The following is a 22,261-nucleotide window of genomic DNA, read 5'->3' as shown; positions in this document are numbered from 1 at the left end:
TTTAACCGTTCGAAAAAATTGCTGTAACTACAAGGAATTTTTGCGCCCTTTTTCGTGTATTTTCGAAAATCTTCTGCTTTCTAAGTTAGGAAGTAGTAGCTTTTTTATGAATGTAGACTTGTTTTTTTGAAATGGCGCAAACTCCTTAAGTGAAATAGTAACTACGGGAATGATTCGGCTTAGATGGACTATCAAAGCTTCTAAAACTATGCTAAAATGGTTGGTGATGAAGCAGAGAAAGGAGATAGCATGTCAAAAACGGTTAAAGGTAGTCTAATGGTTCTTTTGGCAGGGATAGCTTGGGGAATTTCAGGTGTTTCTGGTCAATATTTAATGGCTCATGGCATGGATGTTCATTTGTTAACGTCGTTAAGGCTCATGATTTCAGGGGTCGTCTTGACTGCCCTAGTCCTGTGGCGTCACAAAGAAAAAGTCATTGCCCTTGTGACCACTAAAAAACATTTCAAGGAACTCTTGATTTATAGTCTTTTAGGATTGGGGCTCAATCAGTACGCCTATTTGATGGCGATCCGTTATTCCAATGCTGGCACAGCCACTGTGTTACAGTATTTATCTCCTATTTTAGTGTTGATTTTTGTGTCCGCCACAGCTAAACGGTTGCCGACTATCACAGAATCTCTAGCAATTCTCTTAGCTATACTTGGCACAGTTATTATGGCTTGTCATGGAGATCTATCTCACTTAGCCATTAGCCCAATTGGTCTTTTCAGGGGAGTTTTTTCAGCCCTTACCTATGCTTATTGCGTGATTAAACCCGTTAATATGATTAAGACTTGGGGCAGCTTGATCGTTATTGGACTTGCGATGTTAATGGGAGGAGTGGTTTTTCCAATCGTAACGAGGGCTTGGCGCTATCCTCTTATGTTAACGGCTGGTCATCTAGTAGCCCTTATCGGAATTATTGGGATTGGAACTATTTTTGCTTACACCTTTTTCTTAAAAGGAGCTTCACTCATCGGTCCTGTTAAGGCGACTTTGTTGGCGTCCATAGAGCCGGTAGCATCGGTTTTTTTTGCCATTGTACTAATGAAAGAACTTTTTTACGTTATTGATCTTCTAGGAATGGCTTTGATTTTAGTTGCTGTTCTACTGATTTCCTTTAGAGATTTGTTGCTTTATCAAAGGGAAAGACGGTTACTAAAAGCAGTCAAGAGGCAAAAAAGATTCTGAAGAAGTCTTGCTAATCGCTAATCTATTGCAAGTCAGTTAAAAATGATGATATGATAAAGGAGTATTGAACATGATTTGGTCTTTAATTGTTGGTGCTTTTATTGGTATGATAGCTGGTAAAATCACTGAAAAGAGTCAATCCATGGGTTGTTTTACTAATATTGCAGCTGGTCTTATTGGATCAGCTGTGGGACAACGCTTATTTGGGGATTGGGGTATTCAGTTAGCTGGCATGGCTGTCTTTCCATCAATCTTGGGAGCTGCCATAGTGATTGTTCTTGTTTCAGCTATATTTGGAAAACGATAATAAAAAAAGGCTGCATGGCATAGGGCCAAACAGCCTTTTTTGCAACATAAAACGTCTTATCTTTTTATCGGTTGCTTTTCTATTATAGGCTTCTTATATGTAGATTTCATATCAGCTAGTTAACAAAAAATGGTTCATGTTACCGTTTTGACACCTTTTTGCAAAATGTAACTGTCACAAGAGGAACAGGGACGACTACGATTCGAAAAGTCAAAAATCCTCATAAGAGGTTTTTAAATATCTCTGTTTTTGCAAGTGTTTTTGTTACGTGCTATAATAATAAGAAGAGATTTTTGGAGGTTAACATGACGAAAACAAGACTCTATATTGCCAGACATGGGAAAACCATGTTTAATACCATTGGGCGTGCCCAAGGGTGGAGTGACACACCTCTTACCAAAAAAGGAGAAGAAGGTATCCGCGAATTAGGTTTAGGCTTAAAGGATTCAGGCGTTCCTTTTAAAGCTGCTTTTTCTAGTGATTCAGGCCGGACCATGCAAACCATGGAGATTATTTTGAGAGAATCTGAAAATGAATTCCTCCCGTACACTCGCGATAAACGCATTCGTGAGTGGTGCTTTGGTAGCTTAGATGGCGCTTACGATTCAGAATTATTTCTAGGTGTCCTTCCAAGAACAAAAGCCTTTGAAAACCGTGATAACTTACGTGACGTTCCCTATTCTGAATTAGCAGAAAGTATCGTAGAAGTTGACACAGCTAATTGGGCAGAACCGTGGGAAGTTCTTCGCAAGCGTATCTGGGACGGTTTTGAGGCCATTGCCTTATCCATTCAAAATGCTGGCGGCGGGAATGCTCTTGTGGTTAGCCATGGGATGACTATTGGAACATTTATGTGGCTAATCGATCCTGACCGTGAGAAACAATATATTGATAACGGCAGTGTCACTGTTGTCGAATTTGAAGATGGGCAATTTACCATCAAAACCATTGGAGATATGAGTTATCGCTACCGTGGCCGTGAAATAATAGAAGCAATATCAGATGAAGCATAATCATTTTAAATTATTATTACAAACACTGGTTGTGCTGCTCTTTGTCGGAGGTATTTACCTCTTTATTAAGCCAGAGAAGCAGGCCACCAAGACGCCTTCAAGTCAACAGGCAAGCAGTCAAAAAGTGGTCAAAAATAGCAAAGAGTCCACAGGGCTTCCTAAAGTCTCTCCAAAAGATTGGGAATTGATTTTAGTGAACCGAGACCATATGACTGAGGAATTAAGCCCAGAATTGGTTGATGTGAATGGGGTGTCGGTGGACAAGCGTATTGAACAGGCTACTGCTGATTTTTTAGCGGCAGCTCAGGCTATTGACCCACAAGAGCACCTTATTTCAGGCTATCGCTCCGTAGCTTACCAAGCAGAGCTTTACCAATCATATATTGATCAAGAAATGGCTAACGATCCCAGTTTGACTCAGGAGGCTGCCGAAGCTTTGATTCAAACGTATTCACAACCTGCGGGAGCTAGTGAGCATCAGACAGGGCTTGCTATTGATATGAGTACCGTGGATAGTTTAAATGCTAGTGATCCTCAAGTGGCTCAAGCTGTTCAAAAAATAGCACCTGAATATGGTTTTGTGCTCCGCTTTCCCGATGGTAAAACCAAAAGCACAGGAGTAGGGTATGAAGATTGGCACTACCGTTATGTCGGTAAAGCCTCCGCTCGCTACATGACCAAGCACCGCCTAACCCTCGAAGAATATATCAGTGCTCTAAAGGAGAAACAATGAGAAGTCGACTGAAATTTCCCTACTTTATCACCTTGCTCCTCTTCTTTTTAGTTTTGATCATTAGCCCACTCCTTTTTAATGGTAGAATGGCTAGCGCGACAAATGAAGTCAACGTTGGTTACAGTCAAGACCAATTTATCAAAACCCTTGCGCCAGAAGTTAAACCTCTAGCAGAACATTATGGGATTAGGCCTTCCATTTTGATTGGCCAAATTCTTCTAGAAACTGACAATGGAAGAACTTTACTGGCTGCTAAGTATCATAATCTCTTTTCTAAGGAGGCTGACTTAGGTCAGCCCGGCATCAGGTTAAAAGATTCCCTAAAAAGTGGGCAAGTTGTTCGATATGCTGTGTATAAGGATAGGGAAAGTTCTATCAGAGATTATTTGAGTATGCTTAGCCAAGGGCAACAGATTGATAAACGACTATATCGAAGCTTGGCAACCGAAAAAGGTTATAAGGCTCCAGCGCAGAGTCTACAAGATTATCGTTATAGCGAGGACACTACCTATGCCAAACGATTGATTAAAGTGATTGAAGAGAAAGACCTGACAAGTTATGATTGATAAAATTAGCACTCTAAAAAAAGAGTGCTAATTTTTTGAGTTTTTTCCTTGACATGTGTTTGGGAAGGAGTATAATGGAAATATAAATTAGCAGTCAGATATATAGAGTGCTAAGCGAAAGGAGTGATTGGTTTGTGATTACCGAGCGTCAAAATGACATCTTAAATCTCATCGTGGAATTATTTACACAGACTCATGAACCAGTCGGCTCAAAAGCTTTACAGTTGGCCATTGACTCAAGTAGTGCCACGATTAGAAATGATATGGCAAAGCTAGAAAGGCTAGGCCTTCTGGAAAAAGCACATACTTCTAGTGGACGGATGCCGAGTGCAGCAGGATTTAAGTATTTCGTGGAGCACTCGCTCAGTTTAGATAGTATTGATGAGCAAGATGTTTATCAGTTGGTCAAGGCCTTCGATTTTGAAGCCTTTAGACTAGAAGATCTTCTCGCTAAAGCCAGTCAGATTCTAGCAGATATCACAGGGTATACGGCTGTTATTTTAGATGTGGAACCTGCTAGGCAGAAATTAACAGCCTTTGATATTGTTCAATTATCAAATCATGATGCCTTAGCGGTGCTAACTTTGGATGAATCAAAACCTCTAACCGTTCAGTTTGCCATCCCTAAAAACTTTCTTAGCAAGGATCTTTTGGTTCTCAAGGAGATCGTGGATGAGCGCTTACTAGGTAGGGATGTGATGGATGTTCACTATAAATTACGAACAGAAATTCCGCAGATTGTTCAAAAGTATTTCACAGTTACTGACAATGTTTTAGATTTATTTGATTACATTTTTGAAGGGCTTTTTCAAGAGACCGTTTTTGTTTCTGGAAAAGTAGCAGCTCTGGACTATGCTGGCCTAGCTACTTATCAGTTCCTTGACCATGAGCAGAGACTTGCTTTGTCGATTAGGCAAAGCATGGCTGAAGATGACATGGCTATGGTGCGAGTAGCAGATAGCAAAGAGGCTGCTTTAGCGAATGTGACCTTGTTGACCTACAAATTTTTGATTCCTTATCGTGGATTTGGACTACTTAGTCTGATTGGGCCTATTGATATGGACTATCGTCGTAGTGTCAGCTTGATTAATGTTATTGGGCGTATTCTAGCTGTTAAATTACGAGATTACTACCGTTATTTGAACAGTAATCACTATGAAGTTAACTAAGGCTAGCTGATGCAATGAAAAAGTAAGAAAGAGGTGTTACCTTGTCAAAAAAAGCAAAAGAAGAGCAAGTCAAGGAAGAGTCGCTTGACCAAACTGTTGAAGTAGAAGAAGTATCAACAGAAGAAGTGGTTGAGGAAACTCCTGAAAAAACAGACTTGGAATTGGCCAATGAGCGTGCCGAGGAGTTTGAAAACAAATACCTTCGTGCTCATGCAGAAATGCAAAACATCCAACGCCGTGCTAATGAAGAACGTCAAAACTTGCAACGTTACCGGTCGCAAGACTTAGCGAAAAAAATTCTCCCAAGTCTTGATAACTTAGAACGTGCGTTAGCAGTTGAGGGGTTAACAGACGACGTTAAAAAGGGACTTGAAATGGTTCAAGAAAGTCTCGTTCAAGCCCTTAAAGAAGAGGGTATCGAAGAAGTTGCTGTGGAAAGTTTTGATCACAATTTGCACATGGCAGTTCAAACCTTGCCAGCTGATGATGAACACCCAGCAGATAGTATTGCACAGGTATTCCAAAAAGGTTATAAACTCCATGAACGCTTGCTAAGACCAGCCATGGTTGTTGTTTATAATTAATTTTGGTGACTGCGCAGCGATTGCGAAGGCACTGAGCTCAAAAAGAAAACACAAACCTTCGACCGCCAAGTCGTTAAACTAGACTAGTATAAGAAAAATATAAAAGAGGTATGACACATGTCTAAAATTATCGGTATTGACTTAGGAACAACAAACTCAGCAGTTGCAGTTCTTGAAGGAACTGAATCAAAAATTATTGCTAACCCAGAAGGAAACCGTACAACACCATCTGTTGTGTCTTTCAAAAATGGTGAAATCATTGTGGGTGATGCTGCAAAACGCCAAGCAGTCACAAACCCAGAAACAATCATCTCAATCAAATCTAAAATGGGTACTTCTGAAAAAGTTGCTGCAAATGGTAAAGAATACACACCACAAGAAATCTCAGCTATGATTCTTCAATACCTTAAAGGTTATGCTGAAGACTACCTTGGGGAAAAAGTAACCAAAGCGGTTATCACAGTTCCTGCCTACTTTAACGATGCGCAACGTCAAGCGACAAAAGATGCGGGTAAAATCGCTGGTCTTGAAGTAGAACGTATTGTCAACGAACCAACAGCGGCAGCACTTGCTTATGGTCTTGATAAAACAGATAAAGAAGAAAAAATCTTGGTCTTTGACCTTGGTGGTGGTACCTTTGACGTTTCAATCCTTGAATTAGGTGATGGTGTCTTTGACGTATTGGCAACAGCAGGTGATAACAAACTTGGTGGTGATGATTTTGACCAAAAAATCATTGATTTCTTAGTCGAAGAATTCAAGAAAGAAAATGGTATTGACCTTTCTCAAGACAAAATGGCGCTTCAACGTTTGAAAGATGCTGCTGAGAAAGCTAAAAAAGATTTGTCAGGTGTCACTCAAACTCAAATCTCATTGCCATTTATCACTGCAGGTGCTGCTGGTCCTCTTCACTTAGAAATGAGCTTGTCTCGTGCTAAATTTGACGACCTTACTCGCGACCTTGTAGAACGTACGAAAACTCCAGTTCGTCAAGCCCTTTCAGATGCAGGCTTGTCATTGTCAGAAATCGACGAAGTTATCCTTGTTGGTGGATCAACTCGTATCCCAGCAGTTGTCGAAGCGGTTAAAGCTGAAACTGGTAAAGAACCAAACAAATCTGTAAACCCTGATGAAGTAGTTGCTATGGGTGCTGCTATCCAAGGTGGTGTCATCACTGGTGATGTCAAAGATGTTGTTCTTCTTGACGTTACCCCATTGTCACTTGGTATCGAAACAATGGGTGGTGTCTTCACAAAACTTATCGATCGTAACACTACTATTCCAACGTCTAAATCACAAGTCTTCTCAACTGCAGCAGACAACCAACCAGCCGTTGATATCCACGTTCTTCAAGGGGAACGCCCAATGGCAGCAGATAACAAGACTCTTGGACGCTTCCAATTGACAGATATTCCTGCAGCTCCTCGTGGTATTCCACAAATTGAAGTAACATTCGATATCGATAAAAATGGTATTGTTTCTGTAAAAGCAAAAGACCTTGGTACTCAAAAAGAACAACACATTGTTATTAAGTCAAATGATGGTCTTTCAGAAGAAGAAATTGATCGCATGATGAAAGACGCTGAAGCAAATGCTGAAGCAGATGCGAAACGTAAAGAAGAAGTTGATCTTAAAAACGAAGTTGACCAAGCTATCTTTGCTACAGAAAAAACAATCAAAGAAACTGAAGGCAAAGGCTTTGACACAGAACGTGATGCTGCTCAATCAGCTCTTGACGAGTTAAAAGCTGCCCAAGAATCTGGCAACCTTGACGAGATGAAAGCTAAACTTGAAGCTCTTAACGAAAAAGCACAAGCATTGGCTGTTAAAATGTACGAGCAAGCTGCAGCAGCTCAACAAGCAGCGCAAGGTGCAGAAGGCGCTCAAACAAGTGATTCATCAAATGACGATGGTGTTGTAGACGGTGAGTTTACGGAGAAATAAAACAGTCCTGCGGACTGTTTTATCCCATGAGCCTAGAGACCAAGAGCGAGTGGTAGGTCCTGCGGACTGTTTTATCCCACGAGCCTAGCGACGAAGAGCGAGTGGTACGTTCAGTGAACATTTTAAGCCCCGAACCTTGAGACAAAAAGTGAGGGGAAATGTCCGGTTGACCAAGATTTTTGAACTACTTGTTTCAAAAAACTTACCTTACATATATCCGAATTCAGAGGTTGTACCAGACCTCTGTTTTTGGCTAAATGAAATGTAAAATTGCTGACATCAAAATATTTCAAGAAAGGAATGATAGTGTTCTTAACTGAACACGGGCTACTTTCTAAATTTCAAGGAAAGGAATACAAGTTCGATTATTCGAACACAGGCCAAAGCGTGTGAAATCCCTTTTGCGGATTTGCACACGCCTACGAATCTGTGAAAAAAGAGAAATACCTCCTAGATACGAGAGTATCTTCGTCGGATTTCCTATTTTTCATTGAGTCGTTTTACGGCTTGGTATCTTACATTATGAACAATACTGAATTCTACGATCGTCTGGGGGTTTCTAAGGATGCTTCCCAAGATGATATTAAAAAAGCTTATCGAAAAATGTCTAAGAAATATCACCCAGACATTAATAAGGAAGCTGGTGCTGAACAAAAATATAAGGATGTCCAAGAAGCCTATGAAACGCTAAGCGACTCTCAAAAACGCGCAGCTTATGACCAATATGGTGCAGCAGGCGCCAACGGTGGCTTCGGTGGGGGAGCAGGCGGCTTTGGCGGCTTTGATGGAGGTGGCTTTGGCGGTTTTGAGGACATTTTCTCAAGTTTCTTTGGTGGCGGTGGCATGCGTAATCCTAATGCTCCTCGTCAAGGAGATGACCTGCAATACCGTGTTAATCTTTCCTTTGAAGAGGCGGTTTTTGGTGTTGAAAAGGAAGTTAGCTATAATCGTGAAGCAACTTGTGGCACTTGTTCAGGTTCAGGTGCCAAACCTGGTACCAGTCCAGTAACTTGTCATAAGTGTCATGGTTCAGGAGTGATGACTGTTGATACTCAAACCCCACTTGGAATGATGCGTCGACAAGTGACCTGTGATGTCTGTCATGGTACTGGTCAAGAGATTAAAGAACCCTGCCCAACTTGTCATGGTACTGGTCACGAAAAGAAAGTTCACAAAGTTTCGGTTAAAATCCCAGCTGGTGTAGAAACTGGTCAACAGATTCGTCTTCAAGGTCAAGGGGAAGCAGGCTTTAATGGAGGTCCTTATGGCGACCTATTCGTTATTTTGAATGTCTTACCAAGTAAGAAATTTGAGCGAAATGGTTCGACGATTTATTACAGCCTAGACATTTCCTTTACCCAAGCAGCTTTAGGGGATACTGTGGACATTCCAACAGTACATGGTGATGTGGAGATGGCTATTCCAGCAGGAACGCAAACTGGTAAAACCTTCCGTCTTAAAGGCAAAGGGGCGCCAAAACTCCGTGGTGGCGGTCAAGGAGATCAGCATGTGACTGTTAATATTGTCACTCCAACTAAACTTAACGATGCTCAAAAAGAGGCATTAAAAGCCTTCGCTGAGGCGAGTGGTGAACAACCATTACATCCAAAGAAAAAAGGATTCTTTGATAAAGTCAAAGATGCTTTAGAAGATATTTAAACGACGTCAACGTATGCATTTAGAGAGTCATTTCTTTAAATGCGTACGTTTTTTTGTAATTTTATGGTGATAGCGAAAACGTTTTCGGTGACTTCTGTCAATTTTTTTCTTGCCAAAGCGAAAAAACTGGTGTATTATATTTAGGTAATTAATTTGATTATCAAATCATTTATATATAAAATAATTTTGTTATCAAATAAATTATCAGAAAAGAGGACTGTGATGCCGTTTAACTATATCATTTTTGACGTTCAAGACGACCTTGCGACGCTAACCTTAAATCGTCCAGAGGTTTCAAATGGCTTTAATATTCCAACTTGCCAAGAAATCTTACAAGCTTTGACGGAAGTAAAGGACAATCCATCCCTACGCTTTTTAATGATTAAAGCTGTTGGGAAAGTTTTCTCCGTTGGTGGGGACTTGGTTGAGATGCAAACTGCGGTTGAAAAGGATGACGTGCAATCATTGGTTAAGATTGCGGAGTTAGTCCAAGAAATTTCTTTTGCGATCAAACAACTTCCGAAACCGGTTATTCTTTGTGCAGATGGTGCAGTAGCTGGAGCAGCATTTAATATTGCTTTAGCAGCGGATTTTTGCATTGCCAGTACCCAAACAAAATTTATTCAAGCCTTTGTGAATGTTGGTTTGGCACCAGATGCGGGAGGTCTATTTCTACTAACACGTGCTGTTGGTCTTAATCGTGCCACTCATCTTGTCATGACGGGCGAAGGGGTGACGGCAGAAAAAGGACTTGACTATGGCTTTGTCTATCGTGCAGCCGAATCCGATAAGTTAGACAAAGTCTGTCTTCAACTGTTAAAACGGTTAAGACGTGGGTCTTCCAATTCCTATGCTGGAATGAAGACTTTAGTGTGGCAGAGTTTCTTTACCGGCTGGGAAGAGTATGCTAAAAAAGAACTTGACATTCAAGAAGAGCTAGCCTTCAAAGAGGATTTCAAAGAAGGTGTCAGAGCTTATGGTGAAAGACGACGACCAAATTTCCAAGGGAAGTAAGACAGCTATTGCTTGCAAAATACTTTGACCTTTGATATACTTTGATTGTCAAAGTTTATTGCTAGGAGGTGTTTACTTGGAATATGACAAAATTAACCAATACTTAGTTGATATTTTCAACCGGATTTTGGTTATCGAAGAAATGAGCTTAAAGACGAGTCAGTTTAGTGATGTCTCTTTAAAAGAGATGCACACCATTGAGATTATTGGAAAATATGATCAGGTGACGCCAAGTGACATTGCTAGAGAACTAATGGTGACATTGGGAACAGTAACCACTAGCTTGAATAAACTGGAAGCAAAAGGCTACATCGAAAGAACGCGGTCAAGTTCAGATAGACGGGTGGTTTACCTGTCACTAACAAAAAAAGGTCGCCTTTTGGATCGCCTTCATGCTAAGTTTCACAAAAACATGGTTGGACATGTGATTGCTGATATGAGTGACGAAGAGATGCAAGCGTTAATGCGCGGACTAGGTAACCTACATCAATTTTTGGAGGATTTGGTTTAAATGGTCTTTTCGAAAATCAGTCAGGTGGCCCACTATGCTCCCAAACAGCTAGTGACCAATGATGATTTAGCAAACATAATGGATACCAGCCATGAGTGGATTTTTTCTCGAACCGGAATTGCCCAAAGGCATATTGTCAGAGAGGAGCTCACTAGTGATTTGGCGAGTCGAGTTGCAGAACAACTCTTGACAAAGTCTGGTCTAGCAGCTGATGCAATTGATTTTATTATCGTTGCGACGATTAGTCCTGATGGTACAATGCCCTCGACGGCAGCAATTGTTCAAGCGACTATTGGTGCTACGAGAGCCTTTGCCTTTGATCTAACAGCTGCTTGTAGTGGTTTTGTCTTTGCTTTGGCTATGGCTGATAAGCTCATCTCGTCAGGGTCCTATCAAAAGGGGATGGTGATTGGGGCAGAAACCTTATCAAAACTCATTGATTGGAAAGACCGGACGACAGCTGTTCTCTTTGGAGATGGCGCTGGAGGTGTTCTACTAGAAGCTAGTCAAGACCAGCATCTCTTAGCAGAGTCTTTACATACAGATGGAGCGCGTGGGCAGCATTTGACTTCGGGGCAAACGGGACTTTCTTCCCCATTCTCTCTTAGTCAAGAAGTTACCCACACTATCCAAATGGATGGGCGCGCTATCTTTGATTTTGCGATTAGAGATGTGTCTAAAAACATTTCTGGGATAATTGAGCAATCAGGTCTAACTAATGATGATTTAGATTATCTCCTGTTACATCAGGCTAATCGTCGTATCCTGGATAAAATGGCTCGGAAAATTGACTTTCCTAGGGAGAAGTTCCTTGAGAATATGGAACATTATGGGAATACCAGTGCAGCTAGTATCCCAATTCTCTTATCAGAAGCTGTCCAAAATGGGCAGATTAGACTAGATGGTACCCAAAAAGTCTTGCTCTCCGGTTTCGGTGGAGGTTTGACATGGGGAAGTCTAATTGTTAAAATCTAGTTATATCATGTGCCTAGCACATTTATAAAAATAAATTTATATTTTTAAGGAGAAATAAAAATGGCAGTATTTGAAAAAGTACAAGAAATTATCGTTGAAGAACTTGGTAAAGAAACAGAAGAAGTAACATTAGAAACAACTTTTGATGATCTTGATGCTGATTCACTTGATGTTTTCCAAGTTATTTCAGAAATCGAAGATGCCTTTGATATCCAAATTGAAACTGAAGAAGGTTTGAACACTGTGGGTGATCTTGTTGCCTACGTTGAAGAAAAAACAAAATAAAACTAGGATTGACTGATATAGCAGCAACTGATTAAAAGTGAGCTGTCCCCTGTCTCTATCATGACTGGATAATATAAGATGTATTAGTCAAACCGTTGGGGTGAGATTAGACCCTTTTTAGGATCTAGCTCACTCTTTCTTCTTATCATGATAGTTTGATTATCAAATTATTCTCCTTATTACTTATAGAAGGTTATTATGAAAACACATATTACAGAATTACTTAATATTGATTATCCCATTTTTCAAGGAGGTATGGCCTGGGTCGCAGATGGTGATTTAGCAGGAGCAGTGTCCAATGCTGGTGGGCTAGGTATCATCGGTGGGGGAAATGCTCCAAAAGAAGTTGTTAAAGCCAACATTGACCGTGTTAAAGCGATTACGGACAAACCCTTTGGGGTGAATATCATGCTGTTGTCACCTTTTGCCGACGATATTGTTGATCTGGTTATTGAAGAAGGTGTCAAAGTTGTCACAACAGGTGCAGGAAATCCAGGAAAATACATGGAACGTCTGCATCAGGCAGGTATTATTGTTATTCCAGTGGTTCCAAGTGTGGCTCTTGCCAAACGGATGGAAAAGCTTGGTGTCGATGCAGTGATTGCTGAAGGCATGGAAGCTGGAGGACACATTGGTAAATTAACAACTATGACTCTCGTGAGACAAGTGGTCGAGGCTGTTTCTATCCCTGTGATTGCGGCAGGAGGGATTGCCGATGGCCGTGGAGCAGCAGCAGCCTTTATGCTAGGTGCTGAAGCTGTCCAAGTTGGTACACGCTTTGTTGTGGCTAAAGAATCTAATGCCCACCAAAATTTTAAAGATAAAATTTTGAAAGCAAAGGATATCGATACGGTGATTTCTGCTCAGGTTGTGGGTCATCCTGTTCGGTCTATTAAAAACAAATTGACCTCAGCTTATGCCAAGGCTGAAAAAGAATTTTTAACAGATCAAAAAACGGCAGATGATATTGAGGAAATGGGAGCAGGGTCCCTTCGAAACGCAGTTGTCGACGGTGATGTGGTAAATGGTTCTGTTATGGCAGGTCAGATTGCTGGTCTTGTGAAGGAAGAAGAGAGCTGCGAAGCTATTCTAAAAGACATTTACTACGGTGCTGCCAGTGTTATCCAAGAAGAATCTAAGCGCTGGCAAGCAGTTTCTTTAGATAACTGAGCTACAAGGTAAAGGATAATGACAATGACAAAAACAGCCTTTTTATTCGCTGGCCAAGGTGCTCAAAAATTAGGAATGGCAAGAGACTTTTACGATCACTTTGCTATTGTTCGCGAAACCTTTGACCAAGCTAGTCAAGTATTGGGATATGATTTGCGTCGTCTCATTGACAGTGATCAGGAAAAACTCAACCAAACCAGCTACACTCAGCCAGCTATTTTGACCTCGTCGATTGCTATCTATCGTGTTTTAGGTTTGCATCACATTAAACCAGATATGGTAGCAGGACTTTCTTTAGGAGAGTATTCTGCTTTGGTGGCATCTGGAGCTCTTTCTTTTGAAGACACGTTAGCTTTGGTAGCTAAAAGAGGTCGCTTGATGGAAGAAGCTGCCCCGTCGGGGTCTGGTAAGATGGTTGCTGTGATGAATACAGATGTTCAGATTATCGAAGAAGCTTGTCAACTAGCAGCTGTGCACGGAGTGGTATCTCCGGCTAACTATAATACCCCAAGCCAAATTGTCATCGGTGGGCAGACAGAAGCCGTGAATGTTGCCGTTGAATTATTGAAGGAAAAAGGTGTTAAACGCTTAATTCCTTTGAATGTTTCAGGGCCTTTCCATACAGCCTTGTTAAAACCAGCTAGCCGTTTATTGGCGAGAGAATTAGAACATTATACCTTTAATGATTTTAATATTCCTCTTGTTGGTAATACTGAAGCAAGTATTATGGAAAAAGACCGTATCCCAGAACTATTAGCCCGTCAAGTCATGGAGCCTGTGCGTTTTTATGATAGCATTGCCACTTTGACTGAAAACGGAGTGACTCAGGCTATTGAGATTGGACCAGGTAAGGTCTTGACAGGATTTGTGAAGAAAATTAACAAACAATTGCCATGCAGCAGTATCGAAGACATGGTAAGCTTACGCTCATTTTTAGATAGATAGAGAGGAAACTCATGGAAATTAAAGGGAAAAATATCTTTATTACAGGTTCAACAAGAGGCATCGGTTTAGCGATGGCTCATCAATTTGCCAGCTTAGGAGCTAATATTGTCTTGAATGGTCGCTCTGCTATCTCTGATGACCTCGTTACCAGCTTTGCAGATTACGGGGTAACTGTCGTCGCTATTTCTGGAGATGTTTCAGAAGCATCCGATGCTAAACGCATGGTCAGCGAAGCTATTGAACATTTAGGTTCAGTTGATGTTTTGGTGAATAATGCTGGGATTACCAATGATAAATTAATGCTTAAAATGACGGAAGAAGATTTCGAACGCGTCTTAAAAATCAATTTGACTGGAGCCTTTAACATGACACAAGCAGTCTTGAAGCCGATGTCCAAGGCTCGCCAAGGAGCTATTATTAATGTCTCTAGTGTGGTTGGTTTAACAGGAAATATTGGTCAAGCGAACTATGCTGCTTCAAAAGCAGGTTTGATTGGTTTTACCAAGTCTGTTGCCCGTGAAGTTGCTGCTCGGAATGTTCGAGTAAACGCTATTGCACCAGGATTTATCGAATCAGATATGACAGACGTTCTTTCTGAGAAGATGCAGGAGCAAATTTTAGGACAGATTCCTATGAAACGCATAGGAAAAGCGCAAGAAGTTGCCCAACTAGCAAGTTTCTTAGCTGGACAAGACTATATTACAGGACAAGTTATCGCTATTGATGGCGGCATGACAATGCAATAAGGAGACGTAGTGAAATGACATTTAAAAGAGTAGTAGTAACAGGTTATGGATTAACATCTCCAATCGGGCATGATCCTGAAACATTTTGGAACAATCTGAAAACTGGTCAAATCGGTATTGGTCCTATTACTAAATTTGACACCACTGATTATGCGGTCAAAAATGCGGCTGAAATTCAAGATTTTCCATTTGACAAATACTTTGTGAAAAAAGATTTGAACCGTTTTGATATGTATTCTCTTTATGCTCTTTATGCAGCGATGGAAGCTGTTGAGCATGCTAACTTAGATATTGATAGCATTGATGCCGATCGTTTTGGGGTTATTGTTGCCTCAGGAATTGGTGGTATCCAAGAGATTGAAGAACAAGTCATTCGCCTACATGAAAAAGGGCCAAAACGTGTGAAACCAATGACCCTGCCAAAAGCCTTGCCAAATATGGCTGCAGGTAATGTGGCCATGAAATTGAAAGCACAAGGAGTATGCAAATCAATTAATACTGCCTGCGCTTCTTCCAATGATGCGATTGGAGATGCTTTCCGTGCCATTAAATTTGGAACGCAGGATGTGATGATGGTTGGCGGTTCAGAAGCGGCAATCACAAAATTTGCGATTGCTGGTTTCCAAAGTTTAACAGCCTTGTCGACAACTGAAGACCCAAGCAGAAGTTCTATTCCATTTGATAAAGATCGTAATGGCTTTATCATGGGAGAAGGGTCAGGAATGCTCGTTTTAGAAAGCCTAGAGCATGCGCAAGAACGCGGGGCGACAATCTTAGCAGAAATTGTGGGTTATGGAAATACCTGCGATGCTTACCACATGACCTCTCCTCATCCAGAAGGATTGGGTGCGCGTAAAGCTATTCACCTAGCCTTACAAGAAGCTGGTATTGAGGCGAGTGATATTAATTATGTCAATGCTCACGGAACATCAACGCCAGCCAATGAAAAAGGCGAGAGTCAAGCGATTGTAGCCGTTCTTGGTAAGGATGTTCCGGTGTCTTCAACAAAATCGTTTACGGGTCACCTTCTTGGTGCTGCAGGAGCGGTGGAAGCTATTGCAACTATCGAAGCTATGCGCCATCACTACGTTCCAATGACGGCTGGTACTCAAACCTTGTCAGAAGATATTGAAGCAAACGTCATCTTTGGAGAAGGAAAAGAAGCGGCTATCAACTATGCTATTTCAAATACCTTTGGCTTTGGTGGTCACAATGCGGTACTAGCATTCAAGCGTTGGGAGGATTAACGTGAATATTCAAGAAATCAAGGATTTGATGGCACAGTTTGATGCCTCAAGCCTACGTGAATTTTCATTTAAAACAAATGAAGGTGAGTTGGCCTTTAGTAAAAATGAACAACACTTTGTTCAAGCTGTATCTAGTCAAGAGCAAGGAACGCCTGCGCCGCAGATAACTAATGTCCCGAGTCCAGTCGTTTCGGAGACGCCTGCTTCAACCCCACCATCGGAGAGTGTCGTTGAGGAAACAATACTATCAGAAAAAGCTGTAGCTGAAGGTGATATTGTTGAAAGTCCTCTGGTTGGTGTAGCCTATCTTGCAGCTAGTCCTGACAAGCCGCCATTTGTGGCAGTCGGAGATACCGTAAAAAAAGGACAAACCCTTGTGATTATCGAAGCCATGAAGGTGATGAACGAAGTGCCAGCGCCATGTGATGGTGTGATTACAGAAATTTTGGTATCAAATGAAGATGTCATTGAATTTGGACAAGGATTGGTGCGAATCAAATGATGGATATTAGAGAAATTCAAGCGGCTTTGCCTCATCGTTACCCGATGTTATTGGTTGATCGTGTATTAGAGGTGTCAGAGGATCGCATTGTTGCCATTAAAAATGTGACCATTAATGAACCTTTCTTTAACGGGCATTTTCCTCAGTATCCGGTTATGCCAGGTGTTCTGATTATGGAAGCTCTGGCTCAAACAGCCGGTGTACTGGAATTGTCAAAAGAAGAAAATAAAGGGAAGTTGGTTTTTTACGCGGGCATGGATAAAGTGAAGTTTAAAAAACAAGTCGTTCCTGGGGACCAACTTGTCATGACAGCCACTTTTATCAAGCGCCGTGGCACGATTGCTGTTGTGGAAGCTAAGGCAGAAGTGGATGGCAAGCTAGCAGCAAGCGGGATATTGACCTTTGCCTTCGGGCAATGAGAATAACGATTCTCCGGAGGAAGAAACCCTTATGTTTAAAAAAATCTTAATTGCCAATCGTGGGGAAATTGCGGTGCGTATTATCCGCGCAGCGCGTGAACTTGGGATTTCCACAGTTGCTGTTTATTCAGAAGCAGACAAGGAAGCTCTTCACACGATTTTGGCAGATGAAGCTGTCTGTATTGGACCAGCCCGTTCCAAGGAATCTTACCTGAACATGAATTCCGTCTTGTCAGCAGCTATTGTGACAGGAGCGCAAGCTATTCATCCAGGCTTCGGCTTTTTAAGTGAAAATTCAAAATTTGCGACCATGTGTGAGGAGATGAACATCAAATTTATCGGCCCTTCCGCATCGGTTATGGATAAAATGGGTGATAAAATCAATGCCCGTACTGAAATGATCAAGGCAGGAGTGCCAGTTATTCCAGGATCAGATGGTGAAGTTTATAACGCCCAAGAAGCCTTAGCTATTGCCAATAAGATTGGCTATCCTGTTATGTTAAAAGCATCGGCAGGTGGCGGTGGTAAAGGGATTCGTAAAGTGGAGACAGAGGCAGATTTGGAAGCAGCTTTTAATGCTGCCAGTCAAGAAGCCCTAGGTGCTTTCGGAAATGGAGCCATGTATCTAGAAAAAGTCATCTATCCAGCTAGACACATTGAGGTGCAAATTTTAGGTGACGCTCACGGAACGATTATTCACTTGGGTGAACGTGACTGCTCCTTGCAACGGAATAACCAGAAAGTCTTGGAAGAAAGTCCGTCCATTGCTATTGGCAATACGCTTCGCCAAGAAATGGGAGAAGCAGCGGTTAGAGCAGCTAAAGCTGTAGCCTATGAAAATGCAGGAACCATTGAGTTCTTGTTGGATGAGGACAGTGGGGAATTCTATTTTATGGAAATGAATACCCGTGTTCAAGTTGAGCATCCTGTCACAGAATTTGTAACAGGAGTGGATATTGTCAAAGAACAAATCAGAATTGCAGCAGGGCAACCTCTTTCTGTCTCTCAAGATGACATCGCCATTACTGGACATGCTATTGAATGTCGTATCAATGCGGAAAATCCTGCCTTTAATTTTGCGCCGAGCCCAGGAAAGATTACAGATTTGTATATGCCAAGTGGTGGTGTAGGGCTACGCGTGGATTCGGCTGTTTACAGTGGCTACGCTATTCCTCCTTATTATGATAGTATGATTGCCAAGATCATTGTTCATGGGGATAATCGTTTTGATGCTTTGATGAAAATGCAGCGAGCCTTGTTTGAATTGGAAATTGAAGGTATCATTACGAATACTGATTTTCAATTGGACTTGATTTCCGATAAGCGAGTGATTGCGGGAGACTATGATACCTCCTTCTTGATGGAAACATTTTTACCACATTACAATAAAGATTAGGAGAAGGTATGGCCTTATTTCGTAAAAAAGATAAATACATCCGTATTACTCCCAATAATTCCCTCAAAGGCTCGGTGAGTCAGGTTATCCCAGAAGTGCCAGATGAACTTTTTGCCAAATGCCCAGCTTGCAAGCATATGATTTACAAAAAAGATTTAGGTTTAGCCAAGATTTGCCCGACTTGTTCTTATAATTTTAGGATTTCTGCCCAAGAACGCTTAGCTTTGACCATTGATGACGATAGCTTCCAAGAGTTGTTCACAGATATCGAAACTAAGGATCCGTTACGTTTTCCAGGTTATCAAGACAAATTACAAAAAGCCAAGGAAACGACAGGTTTGCATGAAGCTGTTTTGACAGGGAAAGCTATGGTTAAGGAGCAAAAGATTGCTCTAGCCATTATGGACTCTCACTTTATTATGGCTAGTATGGGAACTGTTGTTGGGGAAAAAATTACCCGATTGTTTGAATTGGCTATTGAAGAAAACCTGCCGGTAGTTATTTTTACAGCTTCAGGAGGCGCCCGTATGCAAGAGGGGATTATGAGCCTTATGCAAATGGCCAAGGTCTCTGCAGCTGTGAAAAGACATTCCAATGCGGGTCTCTTTTACCTCACTATTTTGACAGATCCAACCACGGGTGGGGTGACCGCAAGCTTTGCAATGGAAGGTGATATTATCTTAGCAGAACCTCAATCCTTGGTAGGATTTGCAGGGCGCCGTGTTATTGAAACCACAGTACGTGAGAATTTGCCGGATGATTTCCAAAAAGCTGAATTTTTAAAAGACCATGGTTTTGTAGATGCTATCGTGAAACGAACAGAATTGCGAGACAAGATTGCTCACTTGGTAGCATTTCATGGAGGTGGCCAATGACAGATGTATCAAGAGTTTTGAAAGAAGCGCGTGATCAAGGGCGTTTAACCACCTTGGATTACGCTAGCCTTATCTTTGATGATTTTATGGAGCTGCATGGGGATCGTCATTTTTCAGATGATGGTGCTATCGTTGGTGGTTTAGCTTACCTTGCAGGTCAACCAGTCACGGTTATTGGTATCCAAAAAGGTAAAAACTTACAGGATAACTTAGCAAGAAACTTTGGGCAGCCCAATCCTGAAGGTTATCGGAAAGCCCTACGTTTAATGAAACAGGCAGAGAAATTTGGACGACCAGTTGTGACCTTTATCAATACAGCTGGTGCTTATCCTGGTGTTGGTGCCGAGGAACGTGGCCAAGGAGAAGCTATCGCTAAGAATTTGATGGAAATGAGTGACCTCAAGGTTCCCATTATTGCCATCATTATCGGTGAGGGAGGCTCTGGTGGCGCATTGGCCTTAGCGGTTGCTGATCAGGTCTGGATGCTTGAGAATACTATGTATGCGGTTCTTAGCCCAGAAGGCTTTGCTTCTATTTTATGGAAGGATGGTTCAAGGGCAACCGAGGCCGCTGAATTGATGAAAATCACAGCGGGTGAACTCTACAAAATGGGAATAGTAGACCGTATTATTCCAGAACATGGTTATTTTTCAAGTGAAATTATTGAGATGATAAAAGCCCATCTCATCGAAGAAATGGGCAATTTACAAGCGAAACCGCTTGAACAATTATTAGAAGAACGTTACCAACGTTTTCGTCGCTATTAAAAATCCTTTTGGAGTCTCCCTACGTGTTTATCAAGTTAAGGGAGGCCTTTCCAAAAGGGTTTTTAACTGGTCTTGTAAATAAGGAAATGGGTATATTAATAAGACTTTTGATAAACTAGTGTGAAGAAAATTGTTGTTAAAGGGGTAATGTAGTGAGTTTCAAGTGATGTGGTGGCTCTTTAAAATAGTACACCCCAGAAATCACTTTAATGATTTCTGGGGTGAGTTTATTATTTAGGTGAAATGACGGTTTCGCCACCCATGTAAGGGCGGAGTACTTCAGGGATGGTAACAGAACCATCTTCGTTTTGGTAGTTTTCTAAAATGGCTGCTACGGTACGACCGACAGCAAGTCCTGACCCATTAAGGGTGTGAAGAAGTTTGACCTTACCATCAGCTTCATCGCGGTAACGGATTTGAGCACGACGTGCTTGGAAATCTTCTGTATTTGAACATGATGAAATTTCACGATAGGTATTTTGAGCTGGAATCCAGACTTCAAGGTCATAAGTTTTAGCAGCTGAGAAGCCCATGTCGCCAGTGCAAAGGGCGATAACACGGTATGGTAAGTCGAGCTTTTGAAGAATATTTTCAGCGTTGGCTGTCATTTTTTCCAACTCTTGGTAAGATTCTTCTGGTTTAGCAAACTTGACCATCTCAACTTTGTGGAATTGGTGTAGGCGGATAAGACCACGTGTATCACGTCCTGCAGAACCAGCTTCAGAGCGGAATGACGGGCTCATCGCTGTAAAGTAAATTGGGAGCTCTTTGCCATCTAGAATTTCCCCACGGTAATAATTGGTCAATGGAACTTCTGCCGTTGGGATCAGAACAAAGTTTGTGTCTGATAACTCAAAGGTATCTTCCTTGAATTTTGGATATTGACCTGTACCAAACATAGAATCATGGTTGACCATGTATGGCGTGATGATTTCCTGATAACCCTCTTTGATATGTTCATCCAACATAAAATTATATAGGGCACGTTCCAAACGAGCGCCAAGATTTTTATAGAATAAGAAACGAGCACCTGTAACCTTTGCTCCACGTTCCCAGTCTAGAATATCGAGATCTTCACCTAAATCCCAATGAGCCTTAACCTCAAAGTCAAAGTCACGAGGAGTGCCCCAACGGCGAATTTCGACATTGTCCTCTTCATCAGCACCAACAGGAACAGAATCGTGAGGAGTATTAGGTAAAACAGTGATGATGTCAGTCACTTGCTGGTCGATATCAGCGAGCTGGCTATCAATGGTTTTGATGTCGGCAGAAACGTTTTGCATGTCAGCAATCTGTTGGCTAGCGTCTTCTTTTTGGCGTTTTGCTTGGGCGATGGCTGCAGAAGCAATATTACGCTCTGCTTTTAATTCTTCTGATTGAACGAGAAGAGCACGACGTTTTTCATCAAGATTCTTGAGGTGTGTTAGAGTATCTTCTGAAACCCCACGGATTTTTAATTTGGCAGCGACAGCGTCAAAATCGGTTCGAATACGTTTAAGATCTAGCATAAATAAACTCCTTTGAGATAGATGGTTATTAGTAGCTGTCAGTGAACCAGACTGAGTCAAATGGCTAGGCCTGTTATTCTCTGACGATAAAAAAACACAGATGATGAAGTTGCTGGAGCGCTTTGGCGCGGTTCCATCCAGCTTCACAATCTGTGCACTTAATTGTTATTTTATTGACGACACGGTAGAATTTCATATCGTTTTCCTATCTGTTCACAGCGACCACAGACTTTCTGAAAGGAAAAGGGATATTACTTATCCGTTAGCACTATTATAACAAAAAACAAGAAAATGTAAACTCAAATCAGGAGAACGTATGTGTCTAAATTTCTGGGAAAGTCCAACTAACCCTTATAACCTAAGAAAACTCTAGGTTCTTTTATTCCAAAAAAGACTGAAACAAAGGTTTTCTCTGCTTCAGTCTTGACGATATTGTTTACGACATGATACAATACTGTTTGACTGATTAAGCAAAGATTCGTTTTGTCTTAATCGGTGGTGTAGAAGGTTGCGCTTCTGCACCTTTTTTCGCTTTATCTAACTATTATTGTACCACAGATATTGTACCACAGACAACCCAGTAATGCAAGGGTTTCGGGGCATAAACACACGCCGTACGCATGAAAACTTTCTCTTCATCCTTTTGTGCCCGGACATCAATTTTGAAAAGATTCCTTTTTAAATCAATCATCTGCTTAGCCTCTTTCTCCAAATAATTGGACTAAATAATCTTTC

The 22,261-nt window shown here is 41.4% G+C and carries 23 protein-coding genes; 22 read left to right on the top strand and 1 reads right to left on the bottom strand.

Annotation, left to right across the window (positions count from 1 at the left end; translation table 11 throughout):
- Positions 1 to 249 precede the first annotated feature (249 nt).
- The 22 genes from ACYTR8_RS08770 (at position 250) to ACYTR8_RS08665 (ending at position 20,018) form a co-directional block, all read left to right on the top strand.
- A complete protein-coding gene (locus tag ACYTR8_RS08770) occupies positions 250 to 1,191 on the top strand; it encodes a DMT family transporter (RefSeq protein ID WP_479642019.1) in 942 nt (313 codons plus the stop codon).
- Positions 1,192 to 1,261: 70 nt separating this feature from the next.
- A complete protein-coding gene (locus tag ACYTR8_RS08765; RefSeq protein WP_003061408.1) occupies positions 1,262 to 1,498 on the top strand; it encodes a GlsB/YeaQ/YmgE family stress response membrane protein in 237 nt (78 codons plus the stop codon).
- 305 nt (positions 1,499 to 1,803) lie between these two features.
- On the top strand, positions 1,804 to 2,511 hold the full coding sequence (locus ACYTR8_RS08760) for a histidine phosphatase family protein (protein WP_111717477.1): 708 nt from the start codon (positions 1,804 to 1,806) through the stop codon (positions 2,509 to 2,511).
- Positions 2,501 to 3,244: a M15 family metallopeptidase gene (locus ACYTR8_RS08755; RefSeq protein ID WP_479642018.1), complete on the top strand. Its 744-nt coding sequence runs from the start codon at positions 2,501 to 2,503 to the stop codon at positions 3,242 to 3,244. Before ACYTR8_RS08760 ends, ACYTR8_RS08755 begins: the two co-directional genes overlap by 11 nt.
- Complete coding sequence (locus tag ACYTR8_RS08750; RefSeq protein ID WP_479642017.1) at positions 3,241 to 3,810, top strand: glycoside hydrolase family 73 protein; 570 nt, start codon at positions 3,241 to 3,243, stop codon at positions 3,808 to 3,810. Before ACYTR8_RS08755 ends, ACYTR8_RS08750 begins: the two co-directional genes overlap by 4 nt.
- A gap of 134 nt (positions 3,811 to 3,944) precedes the next feature.
- On the top strand, positions 3,945 to 4,979 hold the full coding sequence (hrcA, locus tag ACYTR8_RS08745; RefSeq protein WP_479642016.1) for a heat-inducible transcriptional repressor HrcA: 1,035 nt from the start codon (positions 3,945 to 3,947) through the stop codon (positions 4,977 to 4,979).
- A 41-nt stretch (positions 4,980 to 5,020) separates the two neighbouring features.
- Positions 5,021 to 5,563, top strand: coding sequence for a nucleotide exchange factor GrpE (grpE, locus tag ACYTR8_RS08740; RefSeq protein ID WP_003052530.1), 543 nt, complete (start codon positions 5,021 to 5,023; stop codon positions 5,561 to 5,563).
- 117 nt (positions 5,564 to 5,680) lie between these two features.
- A complete protein-coding gene (gene dnaK / locus ACYTR8_RS08735; protein ID WP_129556193.1) occupies positions 5,681 to 7,507 on the top strand; it encodes a molecular chaperone DnaK in 1,827 nt (608 codons plus the stop codon).
- A gap of 522 nt (positions 7,508 to 8,029) precedes the next feature.
- Positions 8,030 to 9,166 carry a molecular chaperone DnaJ gene (gene dnaJ, locus ACYTR8_RS08730; RefSeq protein ID WP_111717467.1) on the top strand — a complete coding sequence of 379 codons (1,137 nt, stop codon included), beginning with the start codon at positions 8,030 to 8,032 and terminating at the stop codon, positions 9,164 to 9,166.
- A 222-nt stretch (positions 9,167 to 9,388) separates the two neighbouring features.
- Positions 9,389 to 10,180, top strand: coding sequence for an enoyl-CoA hydratase (locus tag ACYTR8_RS08725; protein ID WP_111717465.1), 792 nt, complete (start codon positions 9,389 to 9,391; stop codon positions 10,178 to 10,180).
- A gap of 76 nt (positions 10,181 to 10,256) precedes the next feature.
- Positions 10,257 to 10,691, top strand: coding sequence for a fatty acid biosynthesis transcriptional regulator FabT (gene fabT, locus ACYTR8_RS08720; protein WP_003052521.1), 435 nt, complete (start codon positions 10,257 to 10,259; stop codon positions 10,689 to 10,691).
- A complete protein-coding gene (locus ACYTR8_RS08715) occupies positions 10,692 to 11,666 on the top strand; it encodes a beta-ketoacyl-ACP synthase III (protein WP_111717463.1) in 975 nt (324 codons plus the stop codon).
- 60 nt (positions 11,667 to 11,726) lie between these two features.
- Positions 11,727 to 11,951, top strand: coding sequence for an acyl carrier protein (locus ACYTR8_RS08710; RefSeq protein ID WP_003045024.1), 225 nt, complete (start codon positions 11,727 to 11,729; stop codon positions 11,949 to 11,951).
- Positions 11,952 to 12,149: 198 nt separating this feature from the next.
- Positions 12,150 to 13,121 (top strand): enoyl-[acyl-carrier-protein] reductase FabK, encoded by a 972-nt coding sequence (gene fabK / locus ACYTR8_RS08705; protein WP_111717460.1) that lies wholly within the window; start codon positions 12,150 to 12,152, stop codon positions 13,119 to 13,121.
- A 24-nt stretch (positions 13,122 to 13,145) separates the two neighbouring features.
- Positions 13,146 to 14,066: an ACP S-malonyltransferase gene (gene fabD / locus ACYTR8_RS08700; protein WP_111717458.1), complete on the top strand. Its 921-nt coding sequence runs from the start codon at positions 13,146 to 13,148 to the stop codon at positions 14,064 to 14,066.
- A gap of 11 nt (positions 14,067 to 14,077) precedes the next feature.
- Positions 14,078 to 14,812: a 3-oxoacyl-[acyl-carrier-protein] reductase gene (gene fabG / locus ACYTR8_RS08695; RefSeq protein ID WP_111717456.1), complete on the top strand. Its 735-nt coding sequence runs from the start codon at positions 14,078 to 14,080 to the stop codon at positions 14,810 to 14,812.
- A 14-nt stretch (positions 14,813 to 14,826) separates the two neighbouring features.
- The gene (gene fabF / locus ACYTR8_RS08690; RefSeq protein ID WP_111717454.1) at positions 14,827 to 16,059 is read left to right on the top strand and encodes a beta-ketoacyl-ACP synthase II; all 1,233 of its coding nucleotides are present in this window, start codon (positions 14,827 to 14,829) and stop codon (positions 16,057 to 16,059) included.
- Between the two features lies 1 nt (position 16,060).
- Positions 16,061 to 16,561, top strand: a complete 501-nt coding sequence (accB, locus tag ACYTR8_RS08685) for an acetyl-CoA carboxylase biotin carboxyl carrier protein (RefSeq protein ID WP_111717452.1) — start codon at positions 16,061 to 16,063, stop codon at positions 16,559 to 16,561.
- Positions 16,558 to 16,980, top strand: a complete 423-nt coding sequence (fabZ, locus tag ACYTR8_RS08680) for a 3-hydroxyacyl-ACP dehydratase FabZ (protein ID WP_003056661.1) — start codon at positions 16,558 to 16,560, stop codon at positions 16,978 to 16,980. The genes accB and fabZ overlap by 4 nt, the downstream gene beginning before the upstream one ends.
- A gap of 31 nt (positions 16,981 to 17,011) precedes the next feature.
- Positions 17,012 to 18,376: an acetyl-CoA carboxylase biotin carboxylase subunit gene (locus ACYTR8_RS08675; RefSeq protein WP_443597220.1), complete on the top strand. Its 1,365-nt coding sequence runs from the start codon at positions 17,012 to 17,014 to the stop codon at positions 18,374 to 18,376.
- 8 nt (positions 18,377 to 18,384) lie between these two features.
- The gene (gene accD / locus ACYTR8_RS08670) at positions 18,385 to 19,251 is read left to right on the top strand and encodes an acetyl-CoA carboxylase, carboxyltransferase subunit beta (protein WP_111717448.1); all 867 of its coding nucleotides are present in this window, start codon (positions 18,385 to 18,387) and stop codon (positions 19,249 to 19,251) included.
- Positions 19,248 to 20,018, top strand: a complete 771-nt coding sequence (locus ACYTR8_RS08665; RefSeq protein WP_003052502.1) for an acetyl-CoA carboxylase carboxyl transferase subunit alpha — start codon at positions 19,248 to 19,250, stop codon at positions 20,016 to 20,018. The genes accD and ACYTR8_RS08665 overlap by 4 nt, the downstream gene beginning before the upstream one ends.
- Before the next feature lie 230 nt (positions 20,019 to 20,248).
- Here the strand turns inward: ACYTR8_RS08665 and serS are convergent, their stop codons facing one another.
- A complete protein-coding gene (gene serS, locus ACYTR8_RS08660) occupies positions 20,249 to 21,526 on the bottom strand; it encodes a serine--tRNA ligase (protein WP_479640227.1) in 1,278 nt (425 codons plus the stop codon).
- Positions 21,527 to 22,261 lie beyond the last annotated feature (735 nt).

This window comes from Streptococcus sp. F2, assembly GCF_056500955.1.
This window is presented reverse-complemented; position numbering and strand designations above follow the sequence as displayed.